The sequence below is a fragment of the Novipirellula methanifontis genome (genome assembly GCF_052161655.1).
Classification (GTDB): domain Bacteria; phylum Planctomycetota; class Planctomycetia; order Pirellulales; family Pirellulaceae; genus Novipirellula.
Map to the genome: position 1 here is coordinate 8,827,209 of NZ_CP197418.1, position 15,954 is coordinate 8,843,162.

The window sequence follows — 15,954 nt, forward strand, 5'->3', positions numbered from 1 at the left end:
TCCTAAACGAACTGGTCGTGGGCAACATGCTAGACGACATTCGCCATTGACACCGCTTTCTTTGATGAGCGACATAGGGTGCTAGCCAAAACTTGTGCTTCCCTTGCGCCCCGAAGACAATGTTGTCCACCCGAAAAACAATAAGCCGATTGACGATTGCCCTCCTTGCGATGGTGATCGTATTCGTCGAATCCAGCGTTATCTACGCGGCGGATTCGCCCACGCACATTTCGGACGCCGCTGCGCCACAGTCTCCACGCAAAATGACTTGGCGGCCCGTCACAGGTAAACAAGCTAAATCAGACGCTTCCAGCGTGGTGAAATTGGCCAGTGGCGAGTCCGAATCGCCCACAAAACAGGCTGCGGTGACCCCCGTTTCCTACGATTTCTACGATTCGCTGTTGGGCGTCCCGTTGCAGTATGACGAAGGATTCGCGATCGAGCCGACAGCATGCGACAGCGGTTCGTGCCAAGGCTGTGACGCCTGCGATAGCATTGGCATCGCAAACTCCCGCAATCTATTTTGGATACGTGCCGAATACTTGTCCTGGTCACTTGATGGAATCAGCTTGCCTCCGTTGGTGACAACCAGCCCGAGTGGTACGACGCCTGAGAACACTGGCATACTAAATCGCCCGGAAACGACAATTCTATTTGGTGGCGACGAGATCTTGGATTCACTGCGATCGGGTGCCCGGATCAGCGTGGGTCGGATCGACTCCAATCGCAATGGCGGCATTGAACTGTCGGCGCTTGGCGTGTTTAGCGACGACGAGAGCTTCGGCAGCAACAGCAGCCTGCTGGCCCGCCCCGTCTTCAACACTCAAACCGGGGCAGAGGACGCGATGTTGATCGCGCATCCGGACTTCCTCAGTGGTTCGGTTCGTGTCCAAGTCGAAAACGAACTTTACGCTTTTGATGTCCTGCGACGCCAGCGGCTAGCCTCGACCGCATGCGACCGCTTGGATTTGTTAATTGGTTATCGGCACGCTCGCTTGGACGAGATGCTTCGCATTGACCAATCGTCCACCTACACGGCACCGCGAGGCCAAATCATCTCAGGAACGTCCGTCGTCTTATTCGACGAATTTGACGTTGAAAACCAATTCAATGGGGCCGAGATTGGGCTTAACTACCGGCGAACTTCGGGAACTTGGACGCTGGCCACGCTTCTCAAAGTCGGACTGGGCGTCAACCGCGCCGAAGTCACGATTGATGGCGGGACCACCAATACTGTTCCTGGTTCCGGTTCCGCTTCGTTCACCGGCGGGCTGCTTGCTCAACAAACCAACATCGGCCAATACGACGATTCGCAGTTTACGGTGATCCCCGAAGTGGGGCTAACCCTGTCAAAACGAATCGACGATTTCGTCGAGCTTTCGATCGGCTACAGCCTGTTGTACTGGTCCGACGCCATGCGAGTCGCGGACGTCATCGACCGCAGCGTTTCGCAATTCCCACCCGAACCGCCCTCGGGCAGCGGAAATCCCCGGTTTAACTTTGTAACCGACGACTTCATCGCCCACGGGCTGACAACCGGCGTCAAATTCTCGTTCTAGCGAGCACCGACAGCTCGCTGAACACTCCGTACTGGGGTATTCGAACCAAGTACTTACACAACGTCTTCAACGGTAAGCGTCAAAACCACCTCGGTCGAAAGGCCGTATCGGTCAAGGCTCTGCACTCGGATGCTAAACGTCGACGGCGAACTCGAATCGAGATCGACACTGGTTTTCAGCACATTGCCTTCGATCGTGAAGGACGCATTGTCAGTGCTACCAGCGCCATCGACTAGCAAGTAAACGTGCTCGTCGACGGTGTTTGGATCCGTTGTAGTCAGCGACCCCACGGTTGTGCCGGCCACCGAGTTAGCGGCAATCGACGAATTATCAATCGCGATCCCGACTGGAGCTTCGTTGTCTTCACTAATCGATATCTGCAGCACTTGATCAAACGTGAGACCGCCGGCGTCTTCAGTGCGAACGGTGACTGCGTACATGTCCTTGATTGCCGCGTCAAAAACTTGGCTGGAGACAAGTTTACCGCCAGAAACATTGAAGGTTTCCGTCGTTTCGCCTTCGACCGAAACGACCGTGTAGGTGAACGAGTCCCCTGCATCAGGATCTTCGCTGCTCAGCAAACCAATTTCGGTATCGATAGGTTCGTTCGAAGCAATCGTGGTGCGTGAAACAGCGACTGCCGTCGGAGCTTCGTTGACATTCGTGACGGTGATGGTGAAGTCTTGCTCGAACGTTGCCCCACCCAAATCGGTACTACGGACGCGAACGCTGTAGCTGGGCTGAGTTTCAAAATCAAGCGACGTCGCAGTCTTCAACGAGTTGCCATCGATTGTGAATAATGCATTGTCATCATCGCCTGTGCCGGCTTCCAACGAGTAAGTGTGACTGTCACCAACGTTGGCATCGGTGCTGCTCAGCAAGCCGACTTCGGTGCCAGTGACCGCGTCTTCGGGAATCGATGATTCGCTCAGTGCGATCGCGGTCGGAGCAACATTAGCTACTTCGGTAACGGTAATCGTGAAGGTTTCCTCGAAAGTCTCTCCGCCTGCATCGGTACTGCGAATGCGTACGCTGTAGCTCGACTGAGTCGAGAAATCGAGCGTCGTCGCGGTCTTCAGCGAGTTACCGTCAATCGTGAACGAAGCGTTGTTATCATCACCAGTGCCAGCTTCCAACGAGTAAGTATGACTGTCGCCAACGTTGGCATCGGTGCTACTTAGCGTACCCACCTCAGTGCCTACTGCGGCATCTTCGGCGATCATATTCTCGCTCAAGGCAATTGCGGTAGGAGCGACGTTAGGCGTCACTTCGGTGACGGTGATCGTAAACGTTTGATCGAACGTCAAACCGCCGGCGTCAGTGCTGCGAACAAGAACGCTGTAGCTCGATTGAGTCGAGAAATCGAGCGTCGTCGCGGTCTTCAGCGAGTTGCCGTCAATCGTGAACGAAGCGTTGTCATCATCGCCAGTGCCAGCTTCCAACGAGTAAGTATGACTGTCGCCAACGTTGGCATCGGTGCTACTTAGCGTACCCACCTCAGTGCCTACTGCGGCATCTTCGGCGATCGTATTCTCGCTCAAGGCAATTGCGGTAGGAGCGACGTTGGGCGTCACTTCGGTGACGGTAATCGTAAACGTTTGATCGAAGGTCAAACCGCCGGCGTCAGTGCTGCGAACAAGAACGCTGTAGCTCGACCGGGTCGAGAAATCGAGCGTCGTCGCGGTCTTCAGCGAGTTACCGTCAATCGTGAACGAAGCGTTGTCATCGTCGCCAGTGCCGGCTTCCAACGAGTAAGTATGACTGTCGCCAACGTTGGCATCGGTGCTACTTAGCGTACCCACCTCAGTGCCTACTGCGGCATCTTCGGCGATCGTATTCTCGCTCAAGGCGATTGCAGTAGGAGCAACATTAGGCGTAACTTCGGTGACGGTAATCGTAAACGTTTGATCAAACGTCAAACCGCCGGCGTCAGTGCTGCGAACAAGAACGCTGTAGCTCGACTGATTCGAGAAAACGAGCGTCGTTGCGGTCTTCAGCGAGTTACCGTCAATCGTGAACGAAGCGTTGTCATCATCACCAGTGCCAGCTTCCAACGAGTAAGTGTGACTGTCGCCAACGTTGGCATCAGCGCTACTTAGCGTACCCACCTCAGTGCCTACTGCGGCATCTTCGGCGATCGCATTCTCGCTCAAGGCAATTGCAGTAGGAGCAACGTTGGGCGTCACTTCGGTGACGGTAATCGTAAACGTTTGATCGAAGGTCAAACCGCCAACGTCAGTGCTGCGAACAAGAACGCTGTAGCTCGATTGAGTCGAGAAATCGAGCGTCGTCGCGGTCTTCAGCGAGTTGCCATCGATCGTGAACGATGCGTTGTCATCGTCGCCAGTGCCGGTCACCAACGAGTAGGTGTGCGTGTCACTGGCATCCACGTCCGTACTAGTAAATGTGCCAACCGTGCTGCCCGACACAGCATCTTCGCCGATCGTTAAGGCACTGAGAGCGATCGCAGTTGGAGCCTCATTAACATTCGTGACAGTGATCGTCAGCGTCTGGTCGAACGACAAACCGCCGTCATCGGTGCTGCGAACGAGAACGGTGTAGCTGGGCTGAGTTTCAAAATCAAGCGTCGTCGCCGTCTTCAGCAAGTTGCCATCGATCGTGAACGATCCGTTGTCATCATCGCCAGTTCCAGCTACCAGCGTGTAAGTGTGAGTATCGCCATCGTTGGCATCAGTGCTGCTCAGCGTGCCCACAGTGCTGTCTGAGACGGCATCTTCAGCGATCGAATTCTCGCTCAAGGCGATTGCTGTAGGAGCGACGTTGGGGATTACTTCGGTTACGGTGATCGTAAACGTTTGATCGAAAGTCAAACCGCCGGCGTCAGTGCTGCGAACAAGAACGCTGTAGCTCGATTGAGTCGAGAAATCGAGCGTCGTCGCGGTCTTCAGCGAGTTACCGTCAATCGTGAACGATCCGTTGTCATCGTCGCCCGTGCCGGTCACCAACGAGTAGGTGTGCGTGTCACTGGCATCCACGTCAGTACTGGTAAATGTGCCAACCGTGCTGCCCGACACAGCATCTTCGCCGATCGTTAAGGCACTGAGAGCGATCGCAGTTGGAGCCTCATTAACATTCGTGACAGTGATTGTCAGCGTCTGGTCGAACGACAAACCGCCGTCATCGGTGCTGCGAACGAGAACGGTGTAGCTGGGCTGAGTTTCAAAATCAAGCGTCATCGCCGTCTTCAGCAAGTTGCCATCGATCGTGAACGATCCGTTGTCATCATCGCCAGTTCCAGCTACCAGCGTGTAAGTGTGAGTATCGCCATCGTTGGCATCAGTGCTGCTCAGCGTGCCCACAGTGCTGCCTGAGACGGCATCTTCAGCGATCGAATTCTCGCTCAAGGCGATTGCTGTAGGAGCGACGTTGGGGATTACTTCGGTGACGGTGATCGTAAAGGCTTGATCGAAGGTCAAACCGCCAACGTCAGTGCTGCGGACGAGAATGCTGTAGCTTGACTTGGTTCCAAAATCGAGCGTCGTCGCGGTCTTCAGCGAGTTGCCATCGATCGTGAACGATGCGTTGTCATCGTCGCCAGTGCCGGTCACCAACGAGTAGGTGTGCGTGTCACTGGCATCCACGTCCGTACTAGTAAATGTGCCAACCGTGCTACCCGACACAGCATCTTCGGCAATCGATGTTTCGCTCAGTGCGATCGCGGTCGGAGCTTCATTGATATTCGTGACGGTAATGGTCAGCGTTTGGTCGAATGACAAACCAGCTTGGTCGGTCGTGCGAACGACGACGGAATGACTCGGCTTGGCTTCAAAGTCAAGCGAAGCACCGACATTGAGCGAGGTGCCCGAGACCGTAAACAGGTTACTGCCGGTAACCGAATCGACCGAAACGATGCTGTAAGTGTGCGTGTCACTTGCATTCGCATCCGTGGTGCTCAGGGTGCCGATGGCGGTTCCCACTGTCGCATTTTCGGCAACCGTGCTACTTGTCAACGACACAGCGGTCGGTGCCTCATTCGCTTCAGTAACACTGATGACCAAAGATTTCTCGAACGTCAGTCCGCTGGGGTCCGTTGTTCTCACCCGGATGGTGTAGCTGGATTTGGTATCCATATCAAACACGGCAGCGGTTTTCAGTTGATTGCCGCTGATGGTGAAAGATGCGTTGTCGGTGCTACCTGTACCGGTAACCAAAGTGTAGGTATGCGACTGGTTGACATCCGGATCGTTCGTCGTAAACGCCCCCACGGTTGTGCCGATCGGTTGTCCTTCGCCTACCGAGGTGACAGACAACGACAGATCGATTGGTGCTTGATTTGCCGGCAGGGCGGGAATATTCGGTGTCGATAACCCAACCACGCGTCGCAACAGATCGCTGGCATCAAGGGGACTCAGTCCGTCCACTCCAGTGACATCGCCAAGCAACACGGGATCAATCGTGGGATACAAGCGGGTGGTCGCCGACGCGCTGGTCGGTTCCGAGAACACAAAGCCCGAATCGAGTCCTACGCCCACACGTGCAATCAAGCGAGCGTCTTCGGCGTCATAACGTTGGTTGCGATTGACATCCCCCACAAACGCGACAACTTGCACGGCGTCATCGGCCGTTGCACTGAGCGCACCTGCGTTGACGTCCAATGATGTGATGCGAATCGCTTGCGATTCGCCGTACGGTGCGTCTTCAGGAACGGAGGCAATAATATCGACGAGGCTCGTCTGTCCCGCAGCCAACGGGGCGATCGAGAAAAACGAAATTGTGGCCGTTCCAGGCACGGTCAAATTGGATTCGACTTGGCTTCCCGACGGCGCGTCGACTCCGAGTTGCACATCGCTGATGTCCAATAGCGCCGGATCATACTGGATCGTTAACGTGACCGAGGTGACTCCTTCCGAATTGCTAATTTGGATGGGAAGCCCGGCCGGCAACGCCACACCGCTTCCGCCCGCAGGAACTTGGATGCTCTGAGTCGGCCCCCGCACAATATCCGGCAACCCCACGGTCAAAGGATTGCCTGCCGCTACCGTAAACGTATTTGTGTAATCTCCTCCGGCGGTCCCGTTATTGTCACCGTCAAGCAATTCGCCGTCGGCCAGATCGGTGAACGCATCCGCAGCACTTCGCAGCGTTACCGAATAAGTGTCCGGAGCCAATGCGCCGCCGCTGGCGATAAAAGTAACGGTGGTGTCTTTGACGAATAACGATCCGCGGACGTTGCCGTTCGTTGCCCCCGATAACGTGACGTCGGCCGCGCCAGCGGCTTGCCCCTGGGTGTCGTACAGGTTCAGGTTCAACGTACTGACTTCTTCGCTCAATTCCGCCGTGAAACCGCTGGCCGTCGGGGTAAAGGACGTGATCGTCGCCGCCAATACGCGTCGATTTTCAAGCGATTGCAAGCTCAGACGCCGGGCATTTGCTGCTCCACGACGCTTTTTCTGTAATGGACGAACCGATTTAAAGAACCTGCGCATAGCGTAAAACCTATTTCTGCTAAAGCTGTCCCACCAAAATTGGGGACACGCTTCTGAATGGGGGAAGTGGGGGGGGACTAAAACGACTTACTTGACATCCCGGGCAAACCGGAGGTCCTAGGGGCGTGGAGCCGCCTGCAGATCGAAATTTACGAGCATCCTTGATTCGGCGGCGTTAAACGCCGTGCACAGTCGCCTTCGCTTTGCGTGTTAGTTGGTAACGGTGTTAAAAGATGTTCGGGTCGGGCCATTGTAGAACCCGGACTTAGAGAGTCACTAGCGCGAGGAAGTTCCGGCAAATGAAATTATTTATTTGCAGGTTGGGTTGTACCGTCAAACGCCATTGAGAACAGGTTGTTGCGTACGAAAGTCAAAGCAACTTTTTTATTCCGCTCTGGAAATATGACACTTGGGAACCAGAATTGTGAAACCTCTTTTGGCTTTGCGAGTCTAACGAACATGAAACGAAAAAAAACACGTCGGCTGGGGCTTGAAAGTCTCGAATTACGTCGGCTTCTTGCCGCAGTTGACATTCCGGATGATTTGACCGGTGCCGCAGCGGCAATTGTCTCGGTTCCCGTCAATGTGGATGACGCCGCAGGCATCCGCGGTGCCGAAATCCGACTCAGCTACAACACAAACCTGCTGGATTTGACTCCGGATGCAATTACGGCAGGATCCGTGTTTAACGGATCCCAGGACACACAGGTTACCGCAAATGTGGATGATGCAGCCGGAACGGTGGTCATTTTTGTGTCGGTGTCGGCTGGTCTCTCATCGACCAGTGGCAGTTTGGTCGAATTATCGTTTTCCATCGCCAGTAATGCGGCTGCTGGCAGTACCGCCGTTTTTGACCTCACCCAAGTGGTTTTCAATGAAGGCCAAATCCCAGTCAATCCGGCGCCGATCGCTGGCGCCGACGCCACTGATGGACTTTTGACCGTAACGGCAGATAATAACAATGGAGACCAGCGAATAACGGGATTCGTGTATGCCGACACCAATGTCAACAATCTTCCCGAAACTGTCGAAGGAATCCCAGGGGTCGTGATCACGTTGACCAATGTGGCCACCGGAGCCACAACTCAGGCGACGACGGACTCCACCGGAAAATACGAATTTACGCAGCTCGCGTTTGCGTCCTATACGCTGACTGAAACCCAGCCGATTGCTTACATCGAGGGCGGAATCAACGAACTGTCGCTAACTTTGGTGTCAGGCCAAACGGCGGCGGACCAAAATTTTCGTGAAGCAGGCCTGTTGCCTCAATACATCTACAACCGCTTGCTGACGGCATCGACCCAGCCGGCAGGTTCGACTGCATGGACCAACGTAATTCGGCAAATCAACGTCGACGCAACCGCCGGAAGCGTGGCCCCCGTCGCCGCGTCCCCCCCGGCCACTGCATCCGTTGCCTCCGCTGCTCCTGCAACGGCATCGGCGGACACTCTGGCTGTGACAACCCCTCAGCCTAGCAATTCAATCGCGAACACATCGCGATCCGCGCAAGGTGAATCGCTGCCCTTGCCAGCAAAATCTTCCGCTGACTCGATGATCGCGTTAAGCAACTCCGACGATGACAAGGACGATACCATTCGCGATGACTACGAAAATCTGGACCAGGCTTTTGCTGCCAACCAGCTTTGGTAGATCGATTCCCCACGGGCTGTGAAACTAGAATCACACCCCAAATGCCATTGCTAATTGAGTCGCGATTTCGCTACCAATTACTCCATGGAAAACTGCACGACGCGGTTGATTTGCACTTCAAATCAGTGGGGCACGGATGGCAACAAAAACATGTAAATTGGGTGTTCAGCAACTAGAATCACGACGATTGCTGGCAAGTGTTTCCATCCCAAGTGTCATCGTTGATTCATTCTCCGAAGCCACGGCACCAATCGAAATCTCAGACGCTCAAGGCGTTCGAGCCGCCGAGGTGCGAATTCAATTCGACCCCACCGAAGTCACTACGGATGCGTCGCGAATCCAACCGGGTTCGGTATGGAACGGTCGTGGCATGGTGATCGCAAACGTTGACGAACAAGCAGGAACGATCGTCGCGTTTGTTTATTCCAGCAAACCGGTTGCCCACGACGATGGCGGACTGATTGACATCGGCTTTGCAGTCAAAAACGATCGTCGATCCCTCAAGCCAATTGATATCGACCTGCAGAAAGTCCGGTTGAACGAAGGCCAGATTCCATTAGCCGAGGAACCGGTCGCGGGCGTAGATCCCAGCGACGGCAAGATCGTGACGCTAGTGGACGAAAACCAAACCAACCGGTATCGAAGCAGCGAGAATCGGACGAGTGAGAGTTGGACAGCAGACGTTTGGGCAGGCGAGAATTCGGCCGGCAATCAAAATAACGATCAGGCCAGGTGTTTTTGGCAGGGCGGGGCAAACCGAGCGACTTTTTCGTCTTTCGTCGTCCGCTCGCACTCCACTCGCCCGCACCAGATCAGCGCATTTGCTGCGAATTCGGTTGAAACAACAACGGGGCCAAGCCGAGTCCCGTTTGGGCCGCTTCAACCTCAAGCGGTCGACCAAGCGTTTTCGGGGGGCTGACTTAGCCGGCTACTGATTGCACCCAAAAGCAGCCATTTTGCTGCCATCGGGTGACGAGGGGGACTCGCATTCCAACGTTTCGCCGCCCCGTTTTGCGGTCCGAGGCGATGTCTACTACACTGTGGACGTCCCACCTGAATGCCCCCCTCCCTACTGCGAAAGATACGTTTGATGCGATCGTTCCGTTTTGCGGCTCCCGCCGTGTTGCTCCTGGCAAGTTCCGTTACCCTCGCGGCCTTCATCGGCATGAAGGTCAGCGACCCGCCAGGGATGCAGATGAAAACATTTGCCGACGCGTTTTTGCAAACGCTCGACGAGAAACAAGCGGCGCAAGCAACCAAGGACTACGATTCGGCCGAGCGTGTCGCGTGGCACTTCATTCCAATGCCGACTCGCAAGGGACTTGTTCTGAAGGACATGAATACGGCTCAGCGAACTGCGGCACTTCGTCTGTTGCGTTCGGCGCTCAGCGAAGCGGGTTACAGCAAAGCGAGCAAGATCATGTTGCTCGAAGGCGTGCTTCGCCAACTCGAAGGCCCCGGCAGCGAATCGCGTCGTGACCCTCAAAAATACTATGTCACGATCTTCGGCACCCCGAGCGATTCCGACCCTTGGGGGCTCAGCTTCGAAGGGCATCATATGTCGCTGAACTTCAGCTGCCGCGGTGGTGAGTTGGTTGACAGCTCTCCTCAATTTTTTGCATCCAATCCAGCCAAGATCATGAGCGATGTCGAAGGACCGCTGGGCAAGGGAACACGCGTGCTTCGCGAAGAAGAGGATCTTGGGTTCGAGTTGGTCAACAGTTTCAACGACACTCAAAAGAAATTGGGCGTGATCGCCGACGAAGCTCCTGCGGAAATCCGATTCGCTGGCGAGCCGCAACCCAAAGTGGGCAAGCCCGAAGGCATTCCGTTTGATCAACTCAACTCAACGCAAGCTGAACTACTGAAGAAGTTAGTCGGTGTCTACGCGGATGCTGTGCCAGAAAAAACCGCCGGGGCGCGTCGTGAATTGATCGAAACCAACGGTTGGTCGAACGTCCACTTTGCTTGGGCGGGTGCTTTAAAGCCTGGCGTCGGACACTACTACCGAATTCGTGGCAAGGACTTTTTGATCGAGTTCGTCAACACGCAAGCCGATGCGTCTGGGAATCCAGCTAATCACATCCACTGCGTGTGGCGTGACTTGACTGGCGATTTCGACTTGCCAATCGAGTAAAGTCTCCTGTTTCAGCGAAAGCGTGGAGGGGGGGGGACAACGTTATGCTCACTTGGCTGCAACATCTCCGCCAGCGCTGGGGCAATTGGTGCGGCGATCACGACATGGAAACGGCGATCCGAAAGCATCTTTCGGAAAACGGCTACTACGGTCGGACCGCCAAGTTGAGGAACGTTCGCTTGGTTGCGGTTCAGCGTCCTGGTTGGCTGCAAGTGTTTCGATTCGATGTGACCGCTCGCCAAGTCCCCCCCGAAGTGGAAAGTGAGGCGGCGGACCTGCCCCCGGTTTATCAAGATCTCTACGGGTTGGTGAAAGACGACATTCGTCACAAAATAAACGTGGTCCGAGTGTTTGATTGCGAAGACGAGCGGCGTTCGCTGTTCGCTCGTTGGAGCGAAGACCTGATTTGCCTGCGTGGTGCTCACGGTCTGAAAAACTCTTAAACCTGCAAAAAACGCTTAGAATCGTACACTCCTGTACGTGTTTCCCTTAACTCGAATGGATTGAAAATGTCGAGGCTCCTGTGCTCGTTCGTTTTGGTTGCCACGTTGTTGGCTAGTTGTTTTTTCCCCGATGGCGGGGCCTTCGCAAAGCCTCCATCGCCGACAAAACCGACCGAGAGCAAGACCGAGCCAGCGGACGTCGAAGTGAATCCGGGGGACAAGGACACTGAGGCCACCGCAGCTAAATTGCAAACGCCCCAAACCGGCCAACCCGAGACCGGCCAACAAGAGCTCGATTTGGTCAACCATGTTCGCCAAATCACTTTTGAAGGCCGGCGTGCCGGCGAAGGCTATTTCAGCGCCGATGGCACTCGCATGGTCTTTCAAAGCGAACGTGACCCGGCGAACCCGTTCTATCAAATCTATTTGACCGATCTGGAAACCGGCGACATCGAAAAGGTTTCACCGGGCGTCGGAAAGACCACTTGCGCGTGGATCCATCCCGATGGCGACCACGTCTTGTTTGCCAGCACGCAAGCCGACCCGGCAGCAGAGCAAAAGCAAAAGGACGAATTGGAGCTGCGAGCCACGGGGAAACAACGCCGGTATTCTTGGGATTACGACGAGAACTATGAATTGGTCGAGCGAGATGCCGAGGGCCAGTACAAACAATTGACGGACGCCAAAGGCTACGACGCCGAAGCGAGTTACAGCCCCGATGGAACCCAAATTGTCTTTGCATCGAATCGCGAAGCCTACTCGCGCGAATTAACCAATGTGGAGCAAGAGAAGTTCAAGATTGATCCCGCGTTTATGATCGATCTTTACATCATGAATGCGGACGGCACGAATGTGCGTCGTTTGACAACCGAGCCCGGTTACGACGGAGGTCCCTTTTTCTCGCCCGACGGTGAACGCATCTGCTTTCGTCATTTCTCTGAGGACGGAGCGACCGCCGAAATCTTTACGATGAAAACCGACGGCAGCGATGTGCGTCGTCTGACCCATTTCGGAGCGATGAGCTGGGCGCCGTTTTACCATCCCAGCGGTGATTATTTGATCTTCACCACCAATAAGCACGGCTTTGCCAACTTTGAACTGTACTTGGTTCGGGCCGATGGCCAGGGCGAACCCGTTCGCGTGACCTACACCGATGGTTTTGACGGCCTGCCTGTGTTCTTGCCCAAGGGCGAACGATTGTCGTGGACTTCGACTCGCACCAAAGAAAAACAATCTCAGATCTTCATGGGCGATTGGAACGATACTCATGCTCGGAAATTGCTGGGACTCGACTCTGGTTCGAACGATGACTTAGAAGCGGCGGTCGCATCGGCTGAAAACACGTCGCCTGAATTTTCACCAACTGACGTGATGCGGCATGTTGATTTCCTGACACGTCCCGAATTGGCAGGCCGATTGACTGGCAGCGACGGAGAACGGCGTGCTACTGCGTATGTTGCGGCCTATTTGGAAAGCTTGGGGTTTGAACCCGCAGGCGAAAATGACACGTTTTTCCAAGAGTTTGAATTCCCTGCCGGTTCGAGTTTGAAGCCCGAAAATGCGATGGCCGTGGGTAACAAATCGCTGGAGTTGAACGAAGATTGGCGACCGCTGTCGTATTCCGACGACGGCAAAACGGATGCCGCCGAAGTCGTCTTCGCCGGCTATGGAATGCAAGTGCCAGGTGGCGACGATGTCGAAGAGTACGATAGCTATGTACATCTTGATGTCGCGGGGAAATGGGTGATGGTGCTGCGGGACATGCCGCAAGAGATTACGCCCGAACGGCGGCAAGAGATGGCTCGCTACAGCTCGCCGCGACGTAAAGCCACGGTCGCTCGCGATCACGGCGCCAAAGGGATCGTGTTCGTGGCCGGACCGACCAGCAAGGTGACACGCCAGTTGATCCTGTTCGACAGCAACGCATCGCAGGCCGGAGTCAGTATTGCGGCAGTGACAATCAGCAACGATATTGCCAAGCAGATGTTCGAGCAAGCGAACAAGGATTTGGCCAAAACGCAAGCATCGCTTGATGACGGTTCACTGCAAATGGGATTTCCGCTCGAGAACGTCTCGGTTTCCGCCACGATCGGGATTGAACGGAAAACCGGGGTGGGGCGCAACGTCGTCGCACGTTTGCCGGTCAAGCCAAATCAGCAAACGTATCCCGCGGTGATGATCGGGGCTCACGTCGATCACCTCGGTCGCGGCGGAGGCAGCAATAGTTTGGCTCGCGATGATGAAGAAGAGTTGATTCACTTTGGCGCCGATGACAACGCCAGCGGTGTGGGTGCGATGCTCGAAATCGCTCAATATCTCGCAGCCGAAAAAGCCGCAGGGCGACTGAAACCAAAACGCGATTTGTTGATCGCCGCCTGGAGTGGCGAAGAATTGGGACTGTTTGGTTCACAGCATTACGTCAACGAGTTCTTCAATCTCTATCCGCAGGCTCCCAAACTGGAAACGCCAGCGCACGACCATGGCGGTGACGCTGCTCACGCTCATGCGGCACACGCCCACGGAGTCGCGGCCGACGCCGAACCACTGACTCAGGCGATTGCCGCCTACTTGAACCTCGACATGGTGGGGCGACTGCGCGAGAAGTTGATCGTGCAAGGGATCGGGTCGTCGCCCGGTTTCGCAGGCGAAGTCCAGCGGCGAAACGTTCCGGTCGGTTTAGAGTTACAGCTTGATAAAACGAGCACACGTTTGCCCACGGACGCTTCGGCGTTTGTGGCACGCGACGTGCCAATTCTTGCGGCTTTCACTGGAGCCCACGAGGACTATCACACACCGCGTGATACGGCGGACAAGTTGAACTATGAAGGTGCAGCACAAACCGCTCGCTTATTTGCATTATTGGCTCGCGGTTTCCTGACCGCTGCCGAGCCGCCGAAGTTTGAACTCGACGAAGGCGAGAAGCGTGGGGAAGCTCCTCGCGCGGTATTGACCGCGTACCTCGGAACAATCCCCGATTATGCGGCGGGCGAGGTCAAAGGTTTGAAACTAAGTGGCGTCGCAGGTGGTGGCCCCGCTGCCAAAGCGGGCGTTAGCGGCGGTGACGTGATCATTCGTTTGGCGGGTCGCAAGATCGAAGACATCTACGATTACACGTACGCGATCGAGGCGTTGAAGATCGGCGAAGAAGTCGAGATTGTCGTCCAGCGAGGCGAAAAGACGGTGCCAATGAAAATCACCCCTACCGCCCGCGAGTAATCACAGTGGGATAGGCTTCTAGCCTGTCATCAAGCGTCCCGACAGGCATCCTGCCTGTCCTTTTTCACCGTAGGTTAGCCTTCCAAACTTGCCGTTTCGAAAACGACAGGCTGGAAGCCTATCCCACATTTGTCCTACCTAAACACTACTTCTGCAAACGCTCCAGCACCGCGGCGCCCATCTCTTTGGTGCCGATGTGCTTTGCTCCGCGAGCGATGTCTTTGGTGCGAAGCCCGTCGGCGAGCACGGCAGCGACCGCATTTTCGATCGCGGTGGCTTCGTCCAACAACGACAACGAGTGACGCAGCAACATTGCCGCAGCCAGGATCGTCGCCAATGGGTTGGCAAGTTCTTGGCCGGCGATGTCGGGAGCCGAACCGTGAATCGGTTCGTACAACCCAGGTCCATCGGCCCCGAGTGAGGCACTCGGCAGCATCCCGAGCGAACCAGGCAACATCGAAGCTTCGTCGGTCAGGATGTCGCCAAACAGGTTACCGGTGACCACGACATCAAAGTCGCGAGGACGATTGATCAAGTGCATCGCCATGGCATCGACAAGCACGACATCGTACTGGACATCGGGGAACTCTTCGGCCATCACACGAGCGGCAGTTTGACGCCACAGGCGGCTTGGTTCGAGCACGTTGGCCTTGTCGACACTGGTCAAGCGATTGTCACGCTGCTGAGCTGCCTTGGCAGCCATGCGAACGATTCGCTCGACTTCGCGAACGCTGTACGCCATCGACTGGAACGCCGTTTCGTCTTGCCCGCTGCCCGAGCGACCGGATTCACCGAAGTAAATACCGCCGGTCAGTTCACGAAAGAACAGGATGTCGGTGCCTTCGATGATTTCGCGTTTTAGCGGCGACGAATCGACCAATTGGTCGAACAACCGGATCGGACGCAAATTGGCGAACAGTCCGAGTTCCTTGCGGATTTTCAGCAGTCCCGCTTCCGGACGCGTTTTCGCCGACGGATCGTCCCATTTGGGGCCGCCCACGGCTCCCAACAGGATCGCGTCGCTGGCTTTGCACGCGTCGATGGTTTCTTGAGGGAGGGGATCGCCCGTTTTGTCGATTGAAATGCCACCGATCAAATGGGACGTGAAGGTGAATTCGTGACCAAACAACTCCGCGATCTTTTCAAGGATTCGCTGGGCTTCGGAGACGATTTCAGGGCCAATGCCATCACCTGGCAGTAGTACGAGATTCGCTTTCAACGGTGTGCCCTTGGGGCAAGAGGTTTGAATGGATGAGCCCCCAATTTAATCCAACAACCTGTTTTGCCCAATCCGATGTCACGCCAGAAAAAATCGACCCCGCAGCGGACGCGGCCTGATCGCGCCGGTCGCCGCCACAATCCCTACAGCTGTCGCAACCGGATCAATGCGTGAACAAGGCCGAGACGTTCAACCGGATCCTGCCCGCCTGAGACGCGAAACCGTCCCAAGTTTCAGTATCCGTAGAGATTCACTCTGCGGGATTTCCTGACAGGTCCGACAA

At 55.4% G+C, this 15,954-nt stretch carries 8 protein-coding genes; 6 read left to right on the forward strand and 2 right to left on the reverse strand.

Annotation, left to right across the window (positions count from 1 at the left end; translation table 11 throughout):
- Nucleotides 1-149: 149 nt before the first annotated feature.
- A complete protein-coding gene (locus SH528x_RS31495) occupies nucleotides 150-1,559 on the forward strand; it encodes a BBP7 family outer membrane beta-barrel protein (RefSeq protein ID WP_442507381.1) in 1,410 nt (469 codons plus the stop codon).
- Nucleotides 1,560-1,612: 53 nt separating this feature from the next.
- Here the strand turns inward: SH528x_RS31495 and SH528x_RS31500 are convergent, their stop codons facing one another.
- Nucleotides 1,613-7,006 carry a beta strand repeat-containing protein gene (locus tag SH528x_RS31500; protein ID WP_442507382.1) on the reverse strand — a complete coding sequence of 1,798 codons (5,394 nt, stop codon included), beginning with the start codon at nucleotides 7,004-7,006 and terminating at the stop codon, nucleotides 1,613-1,615.
- A 459-nt stretch (nucleotides 7,007-7,465) separates the two neighbouring features.
- Between SH528x_RS31500 and SH528x_RS31505 the strand changes: the two genes are divergently transcribed.
- The 5 genes from SH528x_RS31505 to SH528x_RS31525 all read left to right on the forward strand — a co-directional run bounded on the left by SH528x_RS31505 (nucleotide 7,466) and on the right by SH528x_RS31525 (nucleotide 14,452).
- Nucleotides 7,466-8,656 (forward strand): cohesin domain-containing protein, encoded by a 1,191-nt coding sequence (locus SH528x_RS31505; RefSeq protein ID WP_442507383.1) that lies wholly within the window; start codon nucleotides 7,466-7,468, stop codon nucleotides 8,654-8,656.
- Between the two features lie 136 nt (nucleotides 8,657-8,792).
- Nucleotides 8,793-9,575: a cohesin domain-containing protein gene (locus tag SH528x_RS31510; protein ID WP_442507384.1), complete on the forward strand. Its 783-nt coding sequence runs from the start codon at nucleotides 8,793-8,795 to the stop codon at nucleotides 9,573-9,575.
- Between the two features lie 171 nt (nucleotides 9,576-9,746).
- Nucleotides 9,747-10,793 (forward strand): DUF3500 domain-containing protein, encoded by a 1,047-nt coding sequence (locus tag SH528x_RS31515; protein WP_442507385.1) that lies wholly within the window; start codon nucleotides 9,747-9,749, stop codon nucleotides 10,791-10,793.
- A gap of 44 nt (nucleotides 10,794-10,837) precedes the next feature.
- Nucleotides 10,838-11,236 carry a hypothetical protein gene (locus tag SH528x_RS31520; RefSeq protein ID WP_442507386.1) on the forward strand — a complete coding sequence of 133 codons (399 nt, stop codon included), beginning with the start codon at nucleotides 10,838-10,840 and terminating at the stop codon, nucleotides 11,234-11,236.
- A 66-nt stretch (nucleotides 11,237-11,302) separates the two neighbouring features.
- Nucleotides 11,303-14,452 (forward strand): M28 family peptidase, encoded by a 3,150-nt coding sequence (locus tag SH528x_RS31525; protein WP_442507387.1) that lies wholly within the window; start codon nucleotides 11,303-11,305, stop codon nucleotides 14,450-14,452.
- A 145-nt stretch (nucleotides 14,453-14,597) separates the two neighbouring features.
- On the opposite strand, the gene leuB is transcribed toward SH528x_RS31525, so the two are convergent.
- The gene (gene leuB / locus SH528x_RS31530; RefSeq protein ID WP_442507388.1) at nucleotides 14,598-15,671 is read right to left on the reverse strand and encodes a 3-isopropylmalate dehydrogenase; all 1,074 of its coding nucleotides are present in this window, start codon (nucleotides 15,669-15,671) and stop codon (nucleotides 14,598-14,600) included.
- Nucleotides 15,672-15,954: the final 283 nt, after the last annotated feature.

Bases quoted from the DNA above. Each gene is read 5' to 3' on its own strand.
- SH528x_RS31510 (WP_442507384.1), top strand. From the start codon at position 8,793: ATGGCAACAAAAACATGTAAATTGGGTGTTCAGCAACTAGAATCACGA.
- SH528x_RS31515 (WP_442507385.1), top strand. From the start codon at position 9,747: ATGCGATCGTTCCGTTTTGCGGCTCCCGCCGTGTTGCTCCTGGCAAGT.
- SH528x_RS31520 (WP_442507386.1), top strand. From the start codon at position 10,838: ATGCTCACTTGGCTGCAACATCTCCGCCAGCGCTGGGGCAATTGGTGC.
- SH528x_RS31500 (WP_442507382.1), bottom strand. From the start codon at position 7,006: ATGCGCAGGTTCTTTAAATCGGTTCGTCCATTACAGAAAAAGCGTCGT.
- SH528x_RS31505 (WP_442507383.1), top strand. From the start codon at position 7,466: ATGAAACGAAAAAAAACACGTCGGCTGGGGCTTGAAAGTCTCGAATTA.
- SH528x_RS31525 (WP_442507387.1), top strand. From the start codon at position 11,303: ATGTCGAGGCTCCTGTGCTCGTTCGTTTTGGTTGCCACGTTGTTGGCT.